Annotated in this window: 20 protein-coding genes and 1 pseudogene; 15 read left to right on the forward strand and 6 right to left on the reverse strand. The window is 67.9% G+C overall.

Going from position 1 to position 22,895, the window contains the following annotated elements; all coding sequences use genetic code 11:
* Window positions 1–217: 217 nt before the first annotated feature.
* On the reverse strand, window positions 218–1,471 hold the full coding sequence (locus tag RCO28_RS01225; RefSeq protein ID WP_308939000.1) for an MFS transporter: 1,254 nt from the start codon (window positions 1,469–1,471) through the stop codon (window positions 218–220).
* Between the two features lie 200 nt (window positions 1,472–1,671).
* Between RCO28_RS01225 and RCO28_RS01230 the strand changes: the two genes are divergently transcribed.
* Complete coding sequence (locus RCO28_RS01230; RefSeq protein ID WP_308939001.1) at window positions 1,672–2,304, forward strand: response regulator transcription factor; 633 nt, start codon at window positions 1,672–1,674, stop codon at window positions 2,302–2,304.
* A 4-nt stretch (window positions 2,305–2,308) separates the two neighbouring features.
* On the opposite strand, the gene RCO28_RS01235 is transcribed toward RCO28_RS01230, so the two are convergent.
* Together RCO28_RS01235 and RCO28_RS01240 are read right to left on the reverse strand one after the other, a co-directional pair.
* Window positions 2,309–3,391 carry a PAS domain-containing sensor histidine kinase gene (locus RCO28_RS01235; RefSeq protein WP_308939002.1) on the reverse strand — a complete coding sequence of 361 codons (1,083 nt, stop codon included), beginning with the start codon at window positions 3,389–3,391 and terminating at the stop codon, window positions 2,309–2,311.
* A 61-nt stretch (window positions 3,392–3,452) separates the two neighbouring features.
* The gene (locus tag RCO28_RS01240) at window positions 3,453–4,358 is read right to left on the reverse strand and encodes a LysR substrate-binding domain-containing protein (protein ID WP_308939003.1); all 906 of its coding nucleotides are present in this window, start codon (window positions 4,356–4,358) and stop codon (window positions 3,453–3,455) included.
* 108 nt (window positions 4,359–4,466) lie between these two features.
* Between RCO28_RS01240 and RCO28_RS01245 the strand changes: the two genes are divergently transcribed.
* The 11 genes from RCO28_RS01245 to RCO28_RS01295 all read left to right on the forward strand — a co-directional run bounded on the left by RCO28_RS01245 (window position 4,467) and on the right by RCO28_RS01295 (window position 18,162).
* Window positions 4,467–5,615 carry an acyl-CoA dehydrogenase family protein gene (locus RCO28_RS01245; protein WP_308939004.1) on the forward strand — a complete coding sequence of 383 codons (1,149 nt, stop codon included), beginning with the start codon at window positions 4,467–4,469 and terminating at the stop codon, window positions 5,613–5,615.
* 134 nt (window positions 5,616–5,749) lie between these two features.
* Complete coding sequence (locus RCO28_RS01250) at window positions 5,750–7,525, forward strand: acyl-CoA dehydrogenase family protein (protein WP_308939005.1); 1,776 nt, start codon at window positions 5,750–5,752, stop codon at window positions 7,523–7,525.
* Between the two features lie 49 nt (window positions 7,526–7,574).
* Window positions 7,575–8,354, forward strand: a complete 780-nt coding sequence (locus tag RCO28_RS01255; protein WP_308939006.1) for an SDR family oxidoreductase — start codon at window positions 7,575–7,577, stop codon at window positions 8,352–8,354.
* A 32-nt stretch (window positions 8,355–8,386) separates the two neighbouring features.
* A complete protein-coding gene (locus RCO28_RS01260) occupies window positions 8,387–9,172 on the forward strand; it encodes a crotonase/enoyl-CoA hydratase family protein (protein ID WP_308939007.1) in 786 nt (261 codons plus the stop codon).
* A 26-nt stretch (window positions 9,173–9,198) separates the two neighbouring features.
* Window positions 9,199–11,310 (forward strand): 3-hydroxyacyl-CoA dehydrogenase NAD-binding domain-containing protein, encoded by a 2,112-nt coding sequence (locus RCO28_RS01265; protein ID WP_308939008.1) that lies wholly within the window; start codon window positions 9,199–9,201, stop codon window positions 11,308–11,310.
* A 334-nt stretch (window positions 11,311–11,644) separates the two neighbouring features.
* Window positions 11,645–12,889, forward strand: coding sequence for an MFS transporter (locus RCO28_RS01270; RefSeq protein WP_308939009.1), 1,245 nt, complete (start codon window positions 11,645–11,647; stop codon window positions 12,887–12,889).
* The gene (locus tag RCO28_RS01275; protein ID WP_308939010.1) at window positions 12,886–13,338 is read left to right on the forward strand and encodes a MaoC family dehydratase; all 453 of its coding nucleotides are present in this window, start codon (window positions 12,886–12,888) and stop codon (window positions 13,336–13,338) included. Before RCO28_RS01270 ends, RCO28_RS01275 begins: the two co-directional genes overlap by 4 nt.
* 19 nt (window positions 13,339–13,357) lie before the next feature.
* Window positions 13,358–14,101 carry an enoyl-CoA hydratase-related protein gene (locus RCO28_RS01280; protein ID WP_308939011.1) on the forward strand — a complete coding sequence of 248 codons (744 nt, stop codon included), beginning with the start codon at window positions 13,358–13,360 and terminating at the stop codon, window positions 14,099–14,101.
* A gap of 49 nt (window positions 14,102–14,150) precedes the next feature.
* Complete coding sequence (locus RCO28_RS01285) at window positions 14,151–16,076, forward strand: AMP-binding protein (protein ID WP_308939012.1); 1,926 nt, start codon at window positions 14,151–14,153, stop codon at window positions 16,074–16,076.
* 30 nt (window positions 16,077–16,106) lie between these two features.
* The gene (locus RCO28_RS01290; RefSeq protein ID WP_308939013.1) at window positions 16,107–16,946 is read left to right on the forward strand and encodes an MBL fold metallo-hydrolase; all 840 of its coding nucleotides are present in this window, start codon (window positions 16,107–16,109) and stop codon (window positions 16,944–16,946) included.
* Window positions 16,939–18,162 carry an acetyl-CoA C-acetyltransferase gene (locus tag RCO28_RS01295; RefSeq protein WP_308939014.1) on the forward strand — a complete coding sequence of 408 codons (1,224 nt, stop codon included), beginning with the start codon at window positions 16,939–16,941 and terminating at the stop codon, window positions 18,160–18,162. The genes RCO28_RS01290 and RCO28_RS01295 overlap by 8 nt, the downstream gene beginning before the upstream one ends.
* 1,153 nt (window positions 18,163–19,315) lie before the next feature.
* On the opposite strand, the gene RCO28_RS01300 is transcribed toward RCO28_RS01295, so the two are convergent.
* The 3 genes from RCO28_RS01300 to RCO28_RS01310 all read right to left on the reverse strand — a co-directional run bounded on the left by RCO28_RS01300 (window position 19,316) and on the right by RCO28_RS01310 (window position 21,487).
* Window positions 19,316–19,762 (reverse strand): PIN domain-containing protein, encoded by a 447-nt coding sequence (locus tag RCO28_RS01300; protein WP_308939015.1) that lies wholly within the window; start codon window positions 19,760–19,762, stop codon window positions 19,316–19,318.
* A complete protein-coding gene (locus RCO28_RS01305) occupies window positions 19,759–20,001 on the reverse strand; it encodes a type II toxin-antitoxin system prevent-host-death family antitoxin (RefSeq protein WP_308939016.1) in 243 nt (80 codons plus the stop codon). The genes RCO28_RS01300 and RCO28_RS01305 overlap by 4 nt, the downstream gene beginning before the upstream one ends.
* A 793-nt stretch (window positions 20,002–20,794) precedes the next feature.
* Window positions 20,795–21,487: an isochorismatase family cysteine hydrolase gene (locus tag RCO28_RS01310; RefSeq protein ID WP_308939017.1), complete on the reverse strand. Its 693-nt coding sequence runs from the start codon at window positions 21,485–21,487 to the stop codon at window positions 20,795–20,797.
* A 56-nt stretch (window positions 21,488–21,543) separates the two neighbouring features.
* On the opposite strand from RCO28_RS01310, the gene RCO28_RS01315 reads away from it, so the two are divergent.
* From RCO28_RS01315 to RCO28_RS01325, 3 genes and pseudogenes are all read left to right on the forward strand, one after another.
* Window positions 21,544–22,056, forward strand: coding sequence for a PadR family transcriptional regulator (locus RCO28_RS01315; RefSeq protein ID WP_308939018.1), 513 nt, complete (start codon window positions 21,544–21,546; stop codon window positions 22,054–22,056).
* Between the two features lie 19 nt (window positions 22,057–22,075).
* Window positions 22,076–22,198, forward strand: a pseudogene (locus RCO28_RS01320) (transposase); the annotation flags it as partial.
* Window positions 22,199–22,452: 254 nt separating this feature from the next.
* A complete protein-coding gene (locus tag RCO28_RS01325; RefSeq protein WP_308939019.1) occupies window positions 22,453–22,695 on the forward strand; it encodes a hypothetical protein in 243 nt (80 codons plus the stop codon).
* Window positions 22,696–22,895: the final 200 nt, after the last annotated feature.

Below are 22,895 nucleotides of genomic sequence, written 5' to 3' on the forward strand. Positions count from 1 at the left end.
CACCTGCGAAGCCGGCGGCCAGGGGAAGTCCTGGGTCAGGCCTCCGGCACCGTGCACCTGGATCGCCACAGTGGCCCATGGAGATCGGACTTTCCGGTGCTGTCATGGCGCCCAGTCTCGAAGAGCCACGCGGCCGGGGATGTCGGAAGGGAGCGGCCTTCGGTGTCAGGGCTTTCTGACACGGGACCGGGCACGAGTATGCGACCACTCGACGAGGTCAGGCGTTGGTTTCCTTGTCCACGGCGGTCAGGGGCCAGCACCCCAGAGTCCCGGCGCCGGCGAGCGTCGTTGCACCAGCGACGAAGAGGGTGAGCTCGAGGCCCGCACAGTCGGCGCCGGATCCCCAGATCAGGGACCCCAGCCCCTGCCCACCGAGGAACACCACCTGGTAGGCGGCCAGGCCACGAGCGCGAACCCAGCGGGGGAGGGTGATCTGGAGGATGGCACCCAGGTGGGCGAGGACGAGCAGCCACGCAGCGCCGGCCGTGACGAGTGCCACCGCCCCGGCCCACGCCTCATTGGTCAGACCGAGGGTGACTATGCACGAGGACAACACGACGCTTGCGAGTGCGATCAGGCTGCTGCCCGACATCCTGCCGTCGAGGCGGGGGAGCAGCCAGGCGCCGAGCACCGCACCCAGCCCCGCCGCCGCGAGCAGGAGGCCGTAGCCCGTGGAGCTGAGTAGCAGGCGCTGGGCGGCCACGACAGGTAGCAGGGCCCAGAGGATGGATCCGGGCACGACGAAGAGAGTCGCACGCAGCAGGATGCGGCGGGTGAGGCGCGAGCCTCGGATGAAGCGCACCCCTGCTCGGACCGAAGAGAGCAGGCCTTCGCGGTCGCCCACCGGATTGAGCGCGGAGACTCCGCGGGTGGCCACCAGCCAGGCCATGACGGCGTACGCTGCGGCGCTGAGCGCGAAGACCACCGGCACTCCGGCGAGCGAGATCAGGGTCCCCGCTACGGCAGGCCCGACGGCCCGAGCGAGGTTCATGCTGATCCCGGTCAGTGCCGCCGCGGAGCGCAGCTCTGACTGCGGGACAAGGTCCGGCGTCATTGCCGACCAGGTCGGCATGCTCAGCGCGGAGCCGCAACCGAGGAGCAATGTCAGCAGGAGCAGGACCTCGGGCCGGACTCCGGGGCCGGCCGTGAGCAAGGCGAGGACCACGCCCACGGTCGCCATGGTGGCCTGCGCTCCGGCCAGCAGCCATCGTCGATCTTGGTTGTCGGCGATGGCTCCGGCCGGGATCGCGAGAAAGAGGACGGGCAGCATACTCGCGGCCTGTACCAGCGCGACGAGGGACGCCGCGTTCGGCCGGCCGACGAGCAGCCACTGTGCGCCGACAACCTGCATCCACGACCCGACGACGGTGCCGAACTGGGCGAACCAGAGAGTGCGGTAGGCGGCATGACGCAGCGGGCTCATGGGAGAAACGCGCGCGCGTACGCCCGACTCAGCGGCGGTAGTCGTCATACCGGTGTGGCTCCTCACCTCGTCTGTGGAGTCAGTCTCGACCCGCCGTACATCGAAGGTCCGTCGGAAGAACGGCGCCCTGCTCGTCAGCGTTTGCTGACACAGAACGGTTGATCCCACCCGAGTGACATGCTGGGAACTGTCTCCGACACGTGTTCGCTCGGCGTACGTGTCCCACGACCACGAAAGGCGCCCAGGCGTTGATCAACCTGTTGATCGTCGACGATCACACGATCTTTCGAGCGGGCCTCGTCCGACTGCTGGAGGAGGAGCGCAGCATCGGCTCCGTCACCGAGGCCACCGACGCCCACAGCGCGCTCGAGCTGGTGCGCGAGGAGTCCTTCGACGTCGTCCTCCTCGATATCAACCTGCCGGTCAAGAGCGGGCTTGAGCTCCTCCCCGCGCTGAAGGACGTGGCGCCGCGGCTGCCCGTGATCATGCTGAGCATGTACTCCGCCGAGCAGTACGCCCTGCGCGCCTACGAAGCGGGCGCGAGCGCCTACGTGTCCAAGGACATGGATGCCGAGGTGCTCATGGCAGCGATCCGCAAGGTGGCCTCCGGAGGCCGCTACATCACTCCTGACATCGCGGAACAGATGCTGAGGAAGATCGATGCCGTGCCCGGAGAGAGCCCGCACCTGCAACTGTCCGCGCGCGAATTCGAGGTCATGACCAGGATCGCGAGCGGCGTCAGCCTGACAAGCATCGCGCACGAGCTGCACCTCAGCGTGAAGACGGTGAGCACCTATCGCACCCGGCTCCTGACGAAGCTGGGCCTTGACGGCAACGCCGAGCTTGTCCGGTACGCCCTGCAGCACCGTCTGATCGACTGAGCGGTCAGCGCACTGCGGCGGTCACCTGGATGACGACTCCACCGGTGGGGCCATTGCCGATGCTGACCGTGCCGCCGACCCGTCGGGCTCGCTCCCGGATGCCTACCAGGCCCAACCCGGTCGTCGCCGTTCCTGCCTCGGGGAGTCCGCGTCCGTCGTCGGCCACCTCCAGGCGCACCGTGCCCTGGTCCTGGCTGAGCGTTACCCGGACGTGCGATGCCTCAGCGTGCCGGGCCACGTTGGTCAACGCCTCCTGGACGATCCGAAGCATCTCGAGCTCGGCCTCCGGGCCGAGCTCGGACCGCTCGTCGGGCAGGTCGACCGTGGTGTCGACCCTGAAGCGCGCAGTGAACCGGGCCGCGAGGTCCTGGATCGACGCGTGGAACCCGAGGTGGTCGAGCATGCTGGGTCGCAGCTCGTCGGACAGTCGGCGGACCGCCTCGATCGTCTCCTGCGCCAGGTCGGTGATCTCCCCCGTCAGCCGGAGCAGGCAGGTCGCCTCGTCGCCGGCCATCTCCCGGTCCCTGGTGTTCTCGATCCGCATCCTGAGCCGGGCGAGATCGAATTTCAACGCCGTCAGCATCCCGCCGATCACGTCGTGCAGCTCGAGAGCGATCCGGCCACGCTCCTTGTCCTGGATCGCCTCCACCACCGACATGAGCTGACGCAGTTGAGCACGTGACTCGACGAGTTCGGCGTGCGCTTCCTCCCGTGCCGTGACGTCGATGCCAATGCCCACCACGGCAGGCCGCTGGCGGTAGTCGACCCGCGTGCCGTGCAGCTCGATGGTCCTCCGCCCCAGACTCCGAAGGTTCGTACGGACGACGAAGTGGTCGTCGGGCCCCTCCGCCGCGATCCGCTTCTCGTACTGCGCCACGAGCGTCTCGCGCTGTTGTGGTGGCGCTACGTCTGCGAGGCCCCGCCCCATCAGCCGGTCCGGTGTGGTTCCGAAGAACGTCGCGAAGCTCCGGTTGACGTACTGCATGACGCCATCCTGGATCAGATAGATGCCCGCTCCGGACTGATCGACGATCCCGCTGAACAACTGGACGATGTCGGCTGCATCGCCGTCCTCGAGCAGTTCCATGCTGCTCCCCCTCCTTGTCAGTCCCCTTCCGTGCCAATCTCGTGCGGGCGGTGCCGCCGGCTCAGGCGAATCCCGGTGACGGAAGCACCTCCTTGGAGACACGCAGCACTGTAGCCAGCGCCGGGTTGTCGGCCTCGCGCCGCCACACGAGCCGTGAGTACGTCGGGGCGGTCCCTTCCCTCAGCGGGACCACAGCCAGTCCCTGCCGCGGCACCTGGATGGCAGCGGTGTCGACGGTCAGTGTGATGCCGACTCCTGCGGCCACCAGTGCCATCACCGTCCAGGAGTCGTTCGCGGTCTGTCGGACGCGTGGCACGAAGCCTGCGTCCTGGGCCGTGCGCACCAGCGCCTCCCGCAGGCTGGAACCCGGATCGGCCAGGGCCACGAACGGCTCGTCCCGGCACTCGGCGAGGCTCACGAGGTCGCGGCCGGCGAACGGGTGGTTCTCGGCAACGACCAGCACGTAGTGCTCCTCGGCGACGATGCGGTGCGCGATCCCGGGCGGCTCTGCCAGCCAACGGACGATCGCCAGGTCCAGCGCCCGGTCCGCCACCATGCGCAGCCCCTCGGAGGCGTACGTCGTGCTCCGCAGCGTCAGCTCGATTCCCGGGTGCCGCGTCCGAACGGCCTGGCTGAGGCTGCTCACCAGGATGTGTGACGACGGCCCGGCGAACCCCAGCCGGACCCGCCCCGCCTCGCCGGCACCCACCGCCCGTAGGGCGCGGCGTGCCCGCACCGCGCTCTCGACCAGTTCCCGTGCCGGCTCCACCAGGGCCTCACCGGCACTCGTCAGGCGCACGCTCCGCGTGGTCCGGTCGAACAGCCGGTCACCCAGGTCTGACTCGAGCTGTCGGATCGTCCGGCTCAGCGCCGGCTGCGTCAGATGCAGGCGCGCCGCGGCACGGCCGAAGTGCAGTTCCTCGGCCACGGCGAGGAAGGCGTCGAGCTGGCGTGTATCCACAGCCATCGATCATTGCATATCCCGCATCAATCAAACCGAGATCGGCATTGGACCTGAAACAAACAGCGAAGTGATCCTCGGGACCTGTCCCCTCAACCGGAAGAGAGAGAAAGCATGGACCCGCAGGACTTTGCTGACGCCATCGACGCGGTGCGCGCCTTCGTGCGCAAGGACGTGGTCGCCGCGGAGGAGGAGATCGAGGAGGCCGACCGGATCCCCGATCGGCTCCGCCGTAAGGCCGCGGACATGGGGCTGTTCGGCTACGCCCTTCCCGAGGAGTACGGCGGCCTCGGGCTATCCATGTCCGAAGAGGTCCGGCTCGCCATGGAGCTCGGCTGGACCACGCCGGCGTTCCGCTCGATGCTGGGGACGAACAACGGGATCGCCGGCCAGGTGCTCGTCAACTGCGGCACCCCCGAGCAGCGGGAACGGTACCTGCCCGGCATGGCCTCGGGAGAGCTCATCGGTTCCTTCGCGCTGACCGAGCCAGAGGCAGGCTCCGACCCGAGCGCCCTGCGCACCAGGGCCGTCCGGGACGGCGACGGTTACGTCCTCGCAGGCCAAAAGCGGTTCATCACCAACGCGCTCGATGCCGACCTGCTCATGGTCTTCGCCCGCACTGACCCCTCGGCTCCTGCCAACCAGGGCATCTCGGCGTTCGTCGTCCCCGCGGGCACCGAGGGGGTCACAATCGGCCCCAAGGACGACAAGATGGGCCAGCGCGGCACGACCACGTCGGAGATCTTCTTCGACGGGGCCCGCGTCCCTGCCGCCAATCTCGTGGGGGGTGTCGAGGGCGAGGGCTTCTCGGCGGCGATGCGCTCACTCGCCAAGGGACGGCTGCACATCGCCGCGCTGTGCGTGGGCCTCGCCCAGCGCCTGATCCACGAGAGCACCGTCTACGCGACCACCGCGTCGCAAGGCGGCGAAAAGCTTGCGTCGTTCCAGCTGGTCCAGGCGATGCTCGCCGACAGCCAGACCGAGGCCTACGCCGGCCGGGCCATGGTGCTCGATGCAGCGAGGTCGTACGACGACGGGTCGGACCGGCGGATGGCCACCTCCTGCGCCAAGCTCTTCTGTACCGAGATGGCGAACCGCGTGGCCGACCGTGCGGTCCAGGTCCATGGCGGCATGGGCTACATGAACGAGGTACCCGTTGCCCGCTTCTACCGCGACGTACGGCTCTTCCGGCTCTACGAGGGCACCAGCGAGATCCAGCGGCTCATCATCGCCAAGCAGATGCTCAAGGGGTCGCTCGGCTGAACCCGGGGCGCGCACCAACAAGGGTCCCTGTCGGAGAAATCCGACAGGGACCCTCGCCGTCCTCCGACTCCGGTGCAGGCACCCCTCTTCACAGAATGAGAGCACCGCCACGACGTACCTGGAGGACAGCCCCGATGACCTACACGCCGCCCCTGCGAGACATGCGTTTCGCGCTCCACGAGGTGCTCGACGCCGCCTCGGTCCTGACATCGGCCGGCATCGAGATCGACCGCGACACGATCGACGGTGTCATCGAGGGTGCCGGCGAGATCTGTGCCGAGGTCATCGCCCCGCTCAACGCCCCCGGGGATGTGCAGGGTTGCCGGCGGGACGAGGAGGGTGTGCACACTCCCGATGGGTTCCAGGACGCCTACGAGAAGTACGTCGCCGGCGGCTGGCCGGCAGTCGACGCCGACGAGCGCGACGGGGGCGGCGGTCTCCCCAATGTCGTGGGCTCCCTCATCAAGGAGATGCTCGCGTCGGCCAATCCTTCCTGGGCGCTCTACACCAGCCTCTCCGCCGGTGTGTACCGATGCCTCAACGCCAACGCCGGCGACGAGCTCAAGCAGACGTACCTCCCGAACCTGGCCTCCGGCCGCTGGACCGGCACGATGTGCCTCACCGAACCACACTGCGGCACCGACCTCGGCATGCTGACCACCCGGGCCGAACCGCAGGCCGACGGTACCTACCTGATCTCGGGCACCAAGATCTTCATCACCTCCGGCGACCACGACCTCACCGACAACATCGTGCACCTCGTCCTTGCCCGGACGCCCGATGCGCCGGAGGGGACCCGCGGAATCAGCCTCTTCGTGGTGCCCAAGCACCAGCTCACCGACGACGGCGGGCCCGGTCGCGCCAACGGGGTGCATTGCGACGGGATCGAGTCGAAGATGGGCCTCCACGGCAGCGCGACGTGTGTCCTGCGGTTCGACGGCGCGGTCGGCCACCTCGTCGGCCAGGAGAACAAGGGCCTGGCCGCGATGTTCGTGATGATGAACGGCGCCCGCCTCGGCACAGGGGTGATGGCCCTCGGCGTCGCCGAACGGGCGGTGCAGGCAGCCCTTGCGTACTCCCGGGAACGACTGCAGTCGCGGGCCCCTTCGTCGCTGCGCGACCCGGCCAAGCCAGCCGATCCGATCATCAACCAGCCCGACGTCCGCCGCATGCTCCTGACCCAGCAGGCCTGGGTGGGTGGGGCCCGCATGTTCCTCTACTGGCTCGCCCTGCAGACCGACCTGCGCCGGAACGCGACAGATCTCGAGGTCCGGAGTCTGGCCGAAGACCATCTGTCCCTCCTGACGCCCGTGGCCAAGGCCTTCGTCTCCGACCGCGCTGTCGACGTCTCCTCACTTGCCATGCAGGTGCTGGGCGGCGCGGGCTACATCACCGACTATGGCGTCGAGCAGTGCCTGCGCGACGCCCGGATCCTGCCGATCTACGAGGGCACCAACGGGGTGCAGTCGCATGACCTGCTCGCCCGCAAGGTCATCGGCGACGGTGGGCGTCGAATGGAGCAACTCCTGGAGCTGGTGGCGCAGTTCACCGACCGGATCGCCGAGACGCCTGACCTCGTGCCGTTCGCGCTGACGCTGGACACCCTGACCCAGGACATCCGCGAGCTGACCCGCGACCTGATGGTCGGGACCGAGCAGGACGAGTTCCGCGTGGGCACCAGCGCGGTCGACTACTTGGAACTCATCGGCCACTACCTGTTTGCCCGGTTCTGGGCGCAGGCCGCCGAGCACGTCGTGGCTCTCGGCCCCGCTGCCACCCCTTTCCACAAGCGCCAACTCGCACTCGCGCACTTCTACTTCGACAAATTGCTGCCGAACACGGCCGCGCTGCTCCTGCGCGCGCGATCGTCGACCGCAGTGCTCATGGACCCTGCCGCGATCGACCGCTGACGCCGGTCCCCATCCGATCCATCCGCTCACCCACGACGAAGGAACGAACATGAGCACTGCCAACGGCCTCTTCAGCCTCGAAGGACGCACCGCCCTCGTAACGGGCGGATCCCGTGGAATCGGCCTGCAGATTGCCGAGGCCCTCGGGGCCCAGGGCGCCCACGTACTGATCAGCTCCCGCAAGGCCGACTCCCTGGAGAGCGCCCAGCGGCACCTCTCCGGCCTGGGCGCGAAGGCGGAATGGATCGCTGCCGACTGCGGCAAGGAGGACCAAGTGGTCCGCCTCGCCGAGGATGCGATGGAGCGCCTTGGCAAGATCGACATCCTGGTCAACAACGCTGGCGCCACCTGGGGAGCGCGCACCGAGGACCACCCGCTCGCCGCCTGGGACAAGGTGATGAACCTCAACGTCCGCTCGATCTTCCTGCTTTCGCAGCAGGTCGCCAAGCTCTCCATGATCCCGGCCGGCTACGGCCGCATCCTGAACGTCGCGTCGATCGCGGGGCTCCGGGGCAACGCCCCCTCGTCGGCCAAAACCATCGCCTACAACACCAGCAAGGCCGCGGTCATCAACTTCACGCGTGCCCTGGCAGCCGAGTGGGCGCCGTACGGCATCAACGTCAATGCGCTCGCGCCCGGCTTCTTCCCCTCCGACATGACGCGCGGAACGCTCGAGAACCGTCTCGACCAGATCGTCGCTCGCGTCCCCCAGGGCCGCATCGGTGACGGCGACGACCTCAAGGGGGCGGCGCTGCTGTTCACGAGCAACGCCGGCAAGCACATCACCGGCCAGACCCTCGCCGTCGACGGCGGCGCGACCGCGATCTGACCCGAGAACCCGACGATGCGAGGAGCAACTCCATGAGCGAGAGCAAGCCCGGTGAGGTCACGATCCGGATCGACGGCCGGATCGCCGTCATCACCGTCGAGAACGAGTCGAAGAAGAACTCGTACACACCCGAGATGATGGAGCAGCTCAGCGAGCACCTGACCCGGTTCGAGGAGGACGACGAGCTCTGGGTCGCCGTCTTCTGCTCCGCCGGCAAGGACACGACCGCCGGCCTCGACATGCCCAAGTTCTTCGGCCCGACCGCGACTGCGAAGCCGCGCGACCCGGCAAAGGTCGACCCGTTCGGCCTGGGCCGCCGGTGCACCAAGCCGGTGATCGCCGTCGTCCAGGGCCTGACCTTCACCGTGGGCATCGAGATGATGCTCGCGGCGGACGTCGTCGTCGCTGCCGACACGGCCGTGTTCCAGCAGCTCGAGTCCAAGCGCGGCATCGCACCGATCGGCGGCGCCCACTTCCGCTACCTCACCCGCACCGGCTGGGGCAACGCGATGTACCACCTGTTCCTGTGCGACCGGTTCGACGCCAAGGAGGCGCTGCGACTCGGCTTCGTGCAGGAGGTCGTCCCGTTCGGCCGGCAGCACGACCGGGCCATCGAGCTCGCCCGGGAGATCTGCACCAACGCGCCACTGGGCATCCGTGCGACCAAGGTCGGGGCCATGGCCTTCCTCGATGCGGCGGAGCAGGCCGCCATCGCCCAGATCCCGGCGATCCGCGACAAGGTCATGGACTCCGACGACTGCAAGGAAGGCATCCAGTCGTTCATCGAGCGCCGCGAAGCGGTCTTCAAGGGCCGTTGAGCCGCGAAACGAGAGAGGTGAGCACCATGCCAGGCACAACCGAGACCGTCGGGCTGTCCACCACAATCCACTACGAGACCCATGGCCACGTCGCCGTTATCCGGCTGGCCAATCCCCCGGTGAACGGCCTGGGTGACACGCTCCGCACCGGACTGGCCGCCGGCATCGCCGCGGCCGCCACCGACGACGCCGTCCGGGCCGTGGTCATCGTCGGCGAGGGCAAAGGCTTCTGCGGCGGCGCGGATCTGAGGCAGTTCGGCACCCCGGCCGCCTCGGTGAGGCCGGCCGTGTCCGAGGTGTTCCAGCAGATCCTGGCGCTCCCGAAGCCGGTGGTTGCCGCCATCCACGGGTTCGCGCTCGGTGGCGGCTACGAGCTGGCCCTGGCGTGCAGCCACCGCATCGCGCACCGGGACGCCACCATCGGCCTGCCCGAGGTCAACGTTGGCCTGCTGCCGGGCGCCGGCGGGACGCAGCGCCTGCCGCGCCTCATCGGCACGCCTGCGGCGCTGGAGCTGATCCAGAACGGCGCCACCGTCCGCGCAACGCGTGCTGCCGAGCTCGGCATGATCGACGCCTGCGTCGACGGTGACGTGCTCGAGGCCGCGCTGGACTTCCTCGATGACGGCGAGCTCGCAGGAGCACAGCCTCGGCTGGACGATCTTCCGCCCGTGGTCGCGGACGGCGCGGACTTCGCAGCCGCCCGCCGGCTGGTTCGTCCCAGCACCCGTAACGGCATTGCCCAGCTGGCCGCCATCGACTCGGTGGAGACGGCCACTCGACTCCCTATCGAGGAGGGCCTCGCGCTCGAGCGTGCCACCTTCCTCCGTCTGCTTGAGAGCCCCGAGGCCAAGGCCCTCCGCCACACCTTCTTCGCGGAGAAGGAGGCCGCCAAGGTCACCGACATCGCACCGTCCGTGCGGCCTAGGAACATCGAGCGCGTGGCCGTGATCGGCGCCGGAACGATGGGCACCGGCATCGCGATGGCATTCGCGAACAGCGGCCTCGCCGTCGCGCTCGTTGAGCAGGACCGGGCGGCGCTGGAGCGCGGCATGGCGATGGTGAAGCGCAACTACGAGGCGACCGCAGCCAAGGGCCGCCTCGCCGCCCACCAGGTGGAGGAGCGGCTCGCCCTCATCACCCCCGCTCTGGACCTCGACTCGGTGGCGCATGCGGACCTGGTCGTCGAGGCGGTGTTCGAGGACATGGCCGTGAAGAAGGAGGTCTTCACCAAGCTGGACGTCATCGCCAAGCCCGGAGCCGTCCTGGCGTCGAACACGTCCCGCCTCGACATCGACGAGCTCGCCCGCTCGGTGTCGCGCCCCCAGGACGTGATCGGGCTGCACTTCTTCAGTCCCGCGCACGTGATGAAGCTGCTCGAGGTCGTCCGCGGTGCGGCGACCGCCGACGACGCCGTGGTGACGAGCATCGCCATGGCCCGCCGGATCGACAAGGTCCCGGTGCTCTCGAAGGTGTGCGACGGCTTCATCGGCAACCGGATGCTCACGCCGTACCGCCGCGAGGCCGACTTCCTCCTGGAGGAGGGCGCGACCCCGGAACGGGTCGACCAGGCACTGCAGGCCTTCGGCTTGGCCATGGGCCCCTTCGCGATGTCCGACCTCGCGGGTCTCGACATCGGCTGGGCCGCGCGCAAGCGACTGGCGCCCACCCGCGACAAGGGCCTGCGCTACTCCAGGGTGGCCGACGTGCTCTGCGAGGCTGGCCGCTTCGGCCAGAAGTCCGGCGCAGGGTACTACCGCTACGCGTCGGACAGCCGGAAGCCGATCCCTGACCCGGCCGTGGACCAGGTCATCCGACAGTGCGCCACGGAGGACGGCATCCAGCTGCACGAGATCGGCGACTCCGAGATCATCGACCGCTGCGTGCTCGCGCTCGTCAACGAGGGTGCCCGGATCCTCGGTGACGGCATCGCTCAGCGCGCCTCCGACATCGACGTGGTGTACGTCGACGGCTACGGCTTCCCCGCGTTCCGGGGTGGTCCGATGTATTACGCCCAGACGGTGGGTCTCGCCGAGGTGCTGCAACGCATCCAGCAGTTCGAGGCCGTCCACGGAGCGTCCTGGACGCCGGCCCCGTTGCTGGAGCGGCTCGTGGCCCAGGGCAAGGAGTCGTTCGACTGATCCGGCCTCACGGCCGTGACGACGCCACGGAAATCGGCGTCGGGCGTGCTCGCACGGAACAGCCCCGGCTCCGGTTTCCGGCGTTCCCGCTGCGGGGCCCCTGTCGGAAGATTCCGGCACCAGGCATCGCCGAAGTCCTACTGACCAGGTCCGGCGCTCTGACAAGAATCGACAGTGGTGGCGCACATCACATATTCGGGTGGTCCACCCACAGTGCCGGGGCGCATCGTCGTCCCCGACTCCGGAAGGACAGACTCCTGTGCACATAGAACGCGTCTCGGAATCCAGCTCACAGGCGCCGCAGCGGCCGGCCAGTGGCCTCAAGGCATGGTCGATGACCGGTGTCGTCATCCTGCTTTACATGATCAACTACGCCGACAAGGCCGTGTTCGGGATCATTGCCCAGCCACTCGCGCGCGAACTCGGACTGACCGCTTCCCAGATCGGCATGGTAGGCAGTCTGTTCTTCCTGCTCTTCACCCTGGGCGGCTTTACCTCCGGCCTGCTGAGTCGCTGGCTGGGGCTCCGGTGGGCCCTGCTGGCACTGGCGGTCATCTGGTCCGCCTCGGTGCTGCCCGTCGTCGTGGCGGGCACCCTCGCCGCGCTGATCGCGAGCCGCATGCTCCTCGGTTTCGCCGAGGGGCCGAGCTCGGCACTCATGCACACGAGTGTCTACTCCTGGCACGCCCCCGCCAAGCGCGGTTTCCCCAGCGCCCTGCTGCTCAGCGCGATCTCGATCGCGAAGATCATCTTCGCCCCCGTGCTCACCTGGGTCACCATCTCCCACGGTTGGCGAGCGACGCTGATCACGACGGCCGTCCTCGGTCTCGTCTGGTGCGCCGTGTGGCTGGCCACGTGGTCCGATGGGCCGTACGCCGGCGGCAAGCACGGCTCGACGGAGTCGACCACGACCGAGTCGGTGCGGTGGGCTTCGATTATCCGGACGCCCACGTTCGTCTTCGGTGCCCTGCTGTTCATGGCCTACTACGCACTACAGACCGTGATCCTGACCTGGCTGCCGTCGTACTTCGAACTGGGCCTCGGGTTCACGGCTCAGCAGGCTGGATCGCTATTCGGCATCCCCAGCCTGGTGGCGCTTGTGTACATGCTGACCGCGTCGCGCCTCAGCGACCGCATGATCACCCGGGGCGCAACGGTGCGGAAGGCCCGGAGCGTCCTGGCCGCCGGCGGCGTGCTGGTGTGCGCGGCCATCCTGCTGTTCGTTCCGTACATCGACTCCCCTCTGCTCGTAGTCGCCCTGATCTCCCTCGCGTACGGCATCGCATCCGCGGCCGCACCCCTGCTGAACACAGCGGTCTCGGTGATCTGTCCGCAGCACCAGCTCGCCGGCACCCTCGGTGTGTACATGGCGATCATGGCGGTGGGCGGACTCATCGCCCCGTGGCTCGCCGGTGTCATCGTCGACCACGCAGCAACTCCGGCCGCCGGCTTTGCCTTGGTCTTCCAGATCCTCGGTGCCGCGGCAGGCGTCTTCGCGGTCCTGGCGATGCTGTTCATGCAACCCGACCGTGACCGGGTCCGGCTGCTCGGTGCCGCTGAGAGCCGGAGCCAGGCATGAGGATCCTCGCCGGCATCGCCGACCTCGAGCGTGCCGTCGGCACCCACCTCGGCTACAGCGGCTGGCACTTCGTCTCCCAGGAGCAGATCGATCGGTTCGCCGAAGCCACCGGGGATCACCAGTGGATTCACTTGGACCGCGAGCGCGCAGCGAAGGGGCCGTTCGGCACGACCATCGCCCATGGATTCCTGACCGTTTCGCTCCTGCCGACCCTCCTGCAGCAGGTCTATCGCGTCGACGGATTGCGGATGGGCATCAACTACGGCATCGAGTCGGTGCGGTTCCCGGCCATCGTGCCGGTCGGATCGCGGGTCCGCGTGGGCGCCGAGCTGCTGCATGTCAACAAGGGGGCCACCGGGGCCCGTTGCCGTACGCGCGTCACAGTCGAGCGCAAGGGCGGAGACAGGCCGGTCTGCGTCGCCGAGACGCTGTCCTTGCTCGTCCCGTGAGCGGAGAGGAACCACTGCGATGACCACACTACGTATTGAGGACGTCCATGAGGGCGTGCGCCTCCTCACGATTGACAGGCCGGACAAGCGCAACGCCCTGAACCATGCGACTTACCTCGCGATGGTGGAGTCCTTGGGAGAGGCAGACGTCGACCCAGGCGTCCGGGTGCTGATCATCACCGGTGCCCAGGGGAACTTCACCAGCGGCAACGACATCGCCGACTTCCGGCGTACGCCGCGTCCCGAACCACGCGGAGGTCAGCTGCTGTTCGCTGCCCTCCGCGCGACCCGCACCCCGGTGATCGCGGCCGTCGAGGGATACGCCGTGGGAATCGGAGCGACCATGCTGCTGCACTGCGACCTCGCGTACGCCGGTGCCGACAGTCGGTTCCGCTTCCCGTTCACTGCACTCGGTCTGACTCCTGAGGGCGGGTCAAGTTACCTGCTACCGCGCCTCGGCGGAGATAAGAAGGCCGCCGAGCTCCTGCTCCTCGGCGAGATGTTCGACGCTCAACCGGCCCTCGAGGTCGGCCTCATCAATCGGGTCGTCGCGAGCGGCGACGCGCTGGCCGAGGCCACGGCCCGGGCATGCACCCTGGCACGGCTCCCCGCGGCCTCGGTCCGGGCGACGAAGGAGTTGCTCCGCGGCCACCGTGATCAGGGCGTGCAGGCCGCCCTCGCCGCGGAGAACGCGGAGTTCGCCGAGCGGCTCGCCAGCCGCGAAGCCCAGGAAGCATTTGCGCGCTTCGCCGCTGTGTCCTGATCAGCAGGACCACGAAGAACCTCCATCAGCAGCCGAAGGGGATTCCAGCATGACGCACACGTCGGGCCATTCGGTGGCCCCCGACACCGAGCACGTCGGCCCCGTCCCGGCGTACTGGGCTCCCGTGGACCTGTCCACACGTGAACTCATCGCGGAGTACGAACGCACCCCCTTCGCGGCACGGGGACTGCCCTCGAGCGTGTACGACTACATCCGCAACGGGGCCATGATCGCCCCGGACCGGGCGGCCCTCACCTACATCCCGGATGCCAGGGACCCAGACACTGCCGTCCACGTCAGCCACCGAGAGACACTCCGGAAGATCACCCAGGCAGCAAACCTGTTCCAAGACCTGGGCGTCACCGGGAATGATCCGGTCTCGATCCTGACCGCGGGCACTCCGGAACCCCAGTTCGCGCTCTGGGGCGCTCAGACCGCCGGCATCGCTAACCCGCTGAACTGGATGCTCGACCCGAAGCTCCTCGGCGACCTGATCAGTGCCATCGGCTCACGCATCCTCATCACCTTCGGAGGCGATGCCGTCACCGACCCCTGGCCGAAGGTCGACGAGATCCTGGAGAACGCACCGTGCGTCGAAACGGTGATCCGGGCCGGCGGGGCCCGCACGGGTCCTGCCCCTCGCGGGGTGCGGATCCTGCAGTTGGAGGACGAGCTCAACCGGTACGACGGAGACGCGCTTCAGCGTCCGCGGGACATCCGCCCGGACACAGTCGGCGGGATCTTCGCCACTGGTGGGACCATCGGCGCACCCAAGCTCGCGAAGGTCACGCACGGCGGCCAGATCTACGCCAGCTGGGCCTCCGCGATCTCACACCGGGTGCCCATCGGCGTCGTGCGCTTCAGCGCATCGCCGATGTTCCACGTCCACGGCCTGGCGGTCAGCCAGCTCACGGCCCTGGCCTTGGGCGGCACGACAGTCCTGCCCACATCCGGTGGATGGCGGGGAACCGGCGTCATCGACAACTTCTGGGCTCTCGTCCAGCGTTTCGACGTGGAGAGCGTGCCCTTGCTGCCCACGATCGCGAATCGCTTGGTCCAGCGGCCGGAGGCCATCCCTGCGCACCACCCCGTCAAACGGGTGTCCAGCGGCTCCGCCCCGTTGTCCGCCGAGATCGCCAACCGGTTCAGGAAGTTGACAGGGGTGGCGATCGTGGAGGGCTACGGGCTGACCGAGACGTCCGGGGCGGTCGTCTCGTGCCCGCGCGGAGTGGAACCAGTCGCAGGTGTCGTCGGGATGCCGGTCCCGTACACCGACGCGCGGGTCGTTCGTGGGGGCGGAGGCGGCGAGCTCGTCGAATGCGCACCCGGTGAACCCGGCATCCTGCACCTGCGAGGGCCGTCGGTGTTCGCCGGGTACGTGGATGCCCTGCAGGACGAGGGCGCCCTGCTCGAGGACGGCTGGCTGAACACCGGTGACCTCGCCAGCCGGGAGGCGAACGGTTTCCTCCGCATCACCGGCCGCCTGAAGGACGTCATCATCCGCGGCGGGCACAACATCGACCCCGCTCCCATCGAGGAGGCGCTCTTCCAGCACCCCCGTGTGGCAGACGCCTCGGTTGTCGGCATGCCCGATGCGGACGCCGGCGAGGTGCCGGTCGCGTATGTAGTACCCGTCGGCGGCGCTGCCCTCGACCTCGTCGATCTCGCTGCGCACATGCGGCAGCAGGTGAGGGAACGGGCAGCTCTGCCGCGGGAGTACTTCCTCATGGACGAGCTGCCCAGGACTGCGGTCGGCAAGGTCAGGAAGAACCGGATCCGCCTCGATGCGATCGTCAGGGCTTTCGGACGACTGCTCGACGAGGCCGGGCTCCAGGGGTGCTACGAGCTGGCTGCGGAGGACCAGGGCGCTGCGGGCGTCGATGTCGGCGTAACCCTCCTCGACGACGACCCCGGCTCCGCGGAGCGGGCGCGGGCGGCCCTGTCCGCACTCACCGTTCGGCACCGGATCCTCTGACCTGGCGACCACGCGAAAGGACACAGCACGATGGCTGCATTGGCCCTCGACGTTTACACCAGTCCCCTGCGGGACCTCCCCGGTGGCGGATCGTTCTCGCCGACCACTGCCACCCTGGTCATGGGACCCACCGAAGCGGTCCTCATCGACACCGGGTACGCACGCGAGGACGTCGACGAGATCGCGGCTCGGGTGACCCGGCACGGGAAGGCACTCAGCGCGATCTGCATCACCCACGCCCACCCCGACCACTACCTGGGGCTCGGGGCCCTGCTCAAGCGGTTCCCCGACGCGAAGCCGGTCGCCGCGCCGCCCGTGGCCGATGCGATCCGCCGGGGGCTCGAGGCGGCCCGGACCACGTGGCGGGCCAGGTTCGAGGGACTGGCGCTGGACAACACGATCGTTCCCGAACCGCTCGACGGCAGTCGCCTCACCGTGGACGGTGAGGTCTTGCACGTGATGACCATCGGTCAGGGGGACATCCCCGACAACACCGTGGTCCACGTCCCGTGCATCGACGCTGTTGTCGCCGGGGATGTCGTCTACAACGGCGTACACCCGTTCCTGGGTGCCTCCGGCCCTGACGAGTGGCCCCAGTGGATCGCGAGCATTGACGCGATCGCCGCCCTCTCGCCTCGCAGGGTCGTGGCCGGACACAAACGTCCCGAGCTACCCGACGACGACCTGGTGGCCTCGCTCGGGGCCACCCGCTCCTACATCGCGGAGTTCATCCAGGCGGTCGACCAGGCCGACAGCGCACGCGACGTCATCAGCCGGATGCTCGACCTCTACCCCGACCACGCCAATCCCAGTGCCCTGATCAGCGCAGCCAAGGCCGCCATCAACAGAAGGACGTCCACCCATGCCTGAAGCAGTCATCGTCGCGACCGCACGTTCCCCGATCGGGCGAGCCGTCAAGGGATCCCTGAAGGAAGTGCGGCCCGACGACCTCGCGGCCCGCATGGTCACCGCGGCCCTGGACACGTTGCCGTCACTCGACCGAGCGCAGATCGACGACCTGATGCTCGGATGCGGCCAGCCGGCCGGGGAATCCGGCTACAACATGGCGCGCGTGGTTTCGCTTCTGGCAGGGCTGCCAGAGGTTCCCGGCACCACAGTCAACCGCTACTGCTCGTCGAGTCTGCAGACGACCCGTATGGCCTTCCACGCGATCAAGGCCGGCGAGGGCAACGTGTTCATCTCGGCCGGCGTCGAGTCGGTGAGTCGGTCCACGGCCACCGGGCGCTCCGACGGCCTGCCGGACACGAAGAACCCGCTCTTCGCCGAGGCACTCGCCCGGACCGACCACCGGTCCGAGGCCGACGCGGAGCCCTGGCACGACCCGATAACTGATGGACTGCTGCCTGACATCTACATCAGCATGGGACAGACGGCCGAGAACGTGGCCCAGCTCAGGGGCATCAGCCGTCAGGAGCAGGACGAGTTTGCGGTGCGCTCGCAGCACCTCACCGAGAAGGCCCGGGTGAACGGCTTCTGGGAGCGCGAGATCGTGCCGGTTCCCCTCCCCGACGGCACGGTGATGAGCCAGGACGACGGGCCACGGCCGGGCACCACCCTGGAGGCCGTCTCCCAGTTGAAGCCGGTATTCCGGCCCGACGGGACGGTCACCGCGGGCAATGCCTGCCCGCTCAACGACGGCGCCGCCGCAGTCGTGATCATGAGCGACATCAAGGCCAAGGAGCTAGGCCTCACCCCCCTTGCCCGGATCGTTTCAACGGGCATCACCGGCCTGTCTCCCGAGGTCATGGGTCTGGGACCGATCGGGGCCACCCGAAACGCCCTGGCCAACGCTGGGATGTCCATCAGCGACATCGACCTGGTGGAGATCAACGAGGCCTTCGCAGTGCAGGTGCTCGGGTCGGCGCGCGAGCTGGACATCCCGCTCGACAAGGTCAACGTCAACGGCGGTGCGATCGCCGTGGGGCACCCGTTCGGTATGACCGGCGCCCGCATCACCACGACCCTGATCAACTCCCTGCAGTTCCACGACAAGCAGTACGGCCTCGAAACCATGTGCGTGGGCGGGGGGCAGGGCATGGCCATGATCATCGAGCGGCTCTCCTGATCATGTCGGCATTCCGTTGCTGACGTAAACCAGCGACTGCGTGAGACCCCGCCAGTTTCTTGGCGGGGTCTCGGTGAGCTGATCCAGGCCAAGGGAATCGAAAGCTCCCCGGAAGGACCGGGCCTACTTTGCGGCGACGCGGGTTACAGGCTGCCGGTAGCCCGACTCCGCCTCGCCGCCTTCTGTGGCGGACGTGGGTTGCCCAGCCTGGTTGGAGTCGCAGGTGGGAGAGGTCGACACTGGATCACCCGGGGCCGGCCAGTACGCACCATCCGAACTCAGGCGTACGAAGGCGGCGTGAACGGAGGGACCCGCACTACGCTGGGAAACGGCGGGCTGACCTGCAAGAAGCCGCACGGCTCCACCCCCGGGTACAGGGGGCCGGAGCCCGCTGCGCCGGTAAGGCACTCCGCTGTGCTGCAGTTCAAAAGCTCTCCCACGTGTTGCCCTCGACCTGCGGGCATGGCCAACGCGCCCGGTCAGCGGTCCATCAGGGCAGGCACGAGCGCGCCTCCAGTGGACACGCAGTGGACGGAAGGATCAGGAAAGGACGGGAAACAGGCGGACGGGGGCGGGCATCCAGGAGTCCGTTTAGCTGCTCTGACCTGCATAAACGGGAAGGTTGCGGCAAGATCAGGAAGATCGGCAAGGGACTCATAATCCGTCGGCCGTGGGTTCGAGTCCCACCCGCCCCACCACGCGCAGGTCAGAAACCCCTTCTGGCCTGCGCAAACGTCTTTTCGGGTGTCCGCAGGTGGGACTCTTGCCCAACGGATTCGACTCTGTTGGCGTTGCTTCGGTGAACGGGTGGGGCTGGAGTGGCTCCTGAGGCTGTGACCTGCGGGGATGTTGTGGCTGTTGATGCGGTGAGCCGCGCCGAAGTGGTGTCCAGTGGCCCGATGGTGGCCACGACGGTAATGAAACTGCAGTTCGACCTCGTGATGCGCGAGGCAGCATCCCGCATCAAGCCAACGGCCAGATGCTCCGGCAAAACTGCGGCCTTTGCGCGGGGTGTGTGCGTAGCGTGCACACCTGAGCGCGACGCTGGTGACATCAGGGCTGTGCTTGCCGCCGGTCATCCTCGACGCAACTCCGCGTGACCCGGGTGGAGCGCACTGGGTGGGAATCGTTGTCACTCTGCCAGGCCCTGGGCTCAGAGGTCGTCCGGCAGGAGTCGGAAGGCCTTGTGGCCGGTCAGGGGGCGGGCCATGCGGAAGTGGCGATCTGTGGTGAAGATTGCTTCGGTTCGGTAGGCGGCAGCCAGAGCCACATTCATGGCATCGGTCAATCCAATGCCCTTCCCTCCGTCAGCGTCTGCGTAGCCTTCGGCGACGGCGATCGCCGTGCTGAGGTGCTCGGCGACAGGGGGTACTTCGAACCGGCGGGTGGCCACGTGGCGTTCGATGAACCTGGCCGCGGTCAGGGCTTGGCGGGGGCCGCCTCTAGCCGTGATCAGGTAGTCCAGCTCGGCCAGAACCATGGGGGAGACGATGAGGTGACCGATCGCTGCCAGTGCCTCTCTGTGTTCCTCGTGACCGGTGAGTTTCGGGTCAAGCAGGCGGTAGAGCGCGTTGGTGTCGGCGATTGCGATCAGACTCACGAACCCATCCCCCTGAGTACGTCGTCGATCTCATCGTTGGTGAGGTCGGGAAGGTCGAGTTCCGGCAGATCGATGAGACCCATGGGGTCCGTCGGGTACGCGGGGATGTCGTCGTCGGTGATCGGGACAACGCGTGCGACGGCGACGCCGTTCTTGGTGACGACGACGGTCTCGCCTCGTGCAGCAGCGGCGAGGACCTGCGACGACTTCTGATTGAACTCGCGGGCAGTGGTCTCCATGTACTACATGTTACTACTTTAGCTGGACGGGGTGAGCCATGTGCCGTCAGGCCTCTGTCAGGTACAGGGGTGAGATCCTGTCGCGCCGGTAAGGCACTCCGCTGCGCCTGGGTTCGAGTCTGCCAACCTCGCAGATCGGCAGCCTGGGGAAACGCCCGGACCTCCCATAATCCCCCCCCCGTGCTCAACCGGACTTGAGGCCTCTTATCGACTCGCGAGCTGGCCAGCAGGTGGCCCCGGTGGCCCGCAAGTGGCCGGAACGGCCGGGAAAGATCAAGAAAGAGAGAGAAAGTCGAGCACGCGGCAGGGCCTCTGACCTGCAGAAACGGGAAGATCGAGGCAAGGCCCGGAAGGATCATGAAGATCCGTAAAGGACTCATAATCCGTCGGCCGTGGGTTCGAGTCCCAACCGCCCCACCACGCGCAGGTCAGAAACCCCTTCTGGCCTGCGCAAACGTCTTTTCGGGTGTCCGCAGGCGGGACTCTCGCCCAACGGATGCGACTCTGTTGGCGTTACGTCGGTAAGTGCGCGAGGTTGGCGTGGCCCCTGAGGCTGTGACCTGCGGGGATGTTGTGGCTGGTGGTGCGGTGAGCCGCGCCGAAGTGGCGTTCAGTGGCCCTGCAGTGGCCACGACGGTAATGAAACTGCAGTTCGACCTCGTGATGCGCGAGGCTCGGGCTTCCTCTGCGTATGGCTGTGCACTGCTGGCGAGGGTGGCTTGGGTGCTTCTTGAGTTACGGCGCGGCGGCTGCGGGGTGGTGTCCGTTCCGGTAGCTCGTGGCTGGTGCCGCATCAGCCAATGTTCGCCCTGTCGGCTACCTCTCGTAGGTGGGCGGCGGCTGTGGCCAGTTGGTTCGTGATCTCCTCGGCGGTCAACACGAGTGCGAAGCCTTTGCGTAGGACGGCGAGCTCTGGTTCCTGCCGAGACTCGTCGTCGGTGGCCGTGACGTCTGCCCCGAACACGACCTTGTAGCCGCGCTCGTATGCCTGCCGGGCTGTGGTGCCACAGCAGTAATTGGTGAGAGTTCCCGTGACAATGACCGTGTCGCGACCGAGGTTGCGGAGCATCGTGTCGAGTGGGGTGTCGTAGAACGCGCCGTAGGAGGGCTTACGGATCAGGGCCTCGTCCGGGCGGCGGCCCATCTGGTCCCACACTTCGGCTGGTCCCGGCCGACGCCAGTCGGTGTCGGCGTGCGGAAGGTAAGGCAGGGTCTTCGGCCGGTCCAGTCCGAGATGCGTGTCGTCGAAGATGGTCCAGATCACGGGGACAGAGGCGGATCGGCATTCCTTGACCAGCCGACGCAGTCTTGGCGCCATCCGGGTCGCAGCCGGCACCCAGTAGGGGCTCCAGCCGGGCCGGATGAATTCATCCTGCATGTCGATGACCAGTAACGCCGCCCGCTCCGGCCGTACATCGAAGGATGCCCGGCCGTGCTCGTAGGCGTCACGCGCCCGCGCGGTCACCCATTCCTCGGTATACGACATCCCCAACTCCTTACATCGATTCGATGTACCTCGTTTCGATGTGCGAGAGTAGCAGCATGCTGGAACTCGCGATCCTGGGATTCCTGGCCGACGGGCCGCTGCACGGCTATCAACTGCGCCGTCGGATAGCGCACTTGTCCGGCCACGCCCGACCGGTCAGCGACGGCAGCCTCTATCCAGCAATCAACCGACTCGTCAACGCCGGGCTACTGGATCGCAGAGCCGAGCCGGGCGCCTCGGCCGCCCAGCGGCACACCCTGAGCCTGACCACCGCCGGCCGCACCGAGCTCTTGCGCCGACTGCGGGATGCCGACGGCCTGGACATCAGCGACAGCACCCGGTACTTCACCATCCTGGCCTTCCTCTCCCAACTCCCCGACACCGCCGACCAGCACGCGGTACTGCGTCGGCGCCTGGAATTCCTGCAACAGCCCGCAAGCTTCTTCCACGACGGCGAGCGCCCGCTGCGCGCTGAGGACACTGGCGACCCCTACCGCAGCGGCATGCTCACCATCGCCCGCGCCACCAGCCACGCGGAACAGTCCTGGCTACGGGAGATTCTGGGCTGACAACACCGACAGGCCCCGCCGGGCTGCATCCTGGTGCGACTACTACTCTCCGCACCTGACCACCAAACGGTGCCGCCGGGTGGCGGACTGGGCCGGAGCCAGCAACGTCGAGATCGCCTACACCCGGACCAGCAGCTGGTGGAGCTCTACGACGACCTGGGCCGGTGGAGTGGCGGCAGTACACAGGACTGGACGACAAGGCCCTTGACCTGCTTGAGGAGGTCGACGGCACGTCCCTAGGTGAGGCGATCCTGGACTTTGCCGGCGTGCAATTCATGTTCCTGCCCGCCGAGTTGGAGCGCCGAGGCGGCGGTCGACGCCGGTCTGCTCAACGGCGACGGCGGGCGAGCGGCGGGTGGCAGGGCAGGGCAGGGCAGGGCTGGGCGCAGTGCGAGCTTGGCGCTGGATGCGCTGGAGGCGTCGCGGTCCGCGTACAAGATCGGCAACTCGGCTACGGCGCTCGGCGTGGTCCTCGCCGGGTTCGAGCGGCGTCTGTCGGAGCTGGCCGAGGGCTGGTTCAACGCTGCTACGGGGCAAGCGACGAGGGCTGGCGCGGTGCCGCTGGAGAGGCTGTTCGGTGTCGCGAATTGCCCGTCGAAACGGCGGCAGCCGTACGAGCGGCGATTGATCGGATGGTGAGGTCGTCGCGGCTGGTGTTCAAGGTGCTGACGACTAGGGGAGGCCCCACGTGCGTGGGGAGCAGTCGGGAGATCTGCCAGGACCACTGAACGATCCGGGAGCAGCCCCACGTATGCGGGGATGGGCCCTGCACCGCTTCGCGGCCGGTATCGGGCTCGATCTGCTCCCCACGCCTGCGGGAATGGACTGGATGGGACGCC

Origin of the sequence: Streptomyces sp. LHD-70 (assembly GCF_031157275.1) — a bacterium.
Classification (GTDB): Bacteria; Actinomycetota; Actinomycetes; order Streptomycetales; family Streptomycetaceae; genus Streptomyces.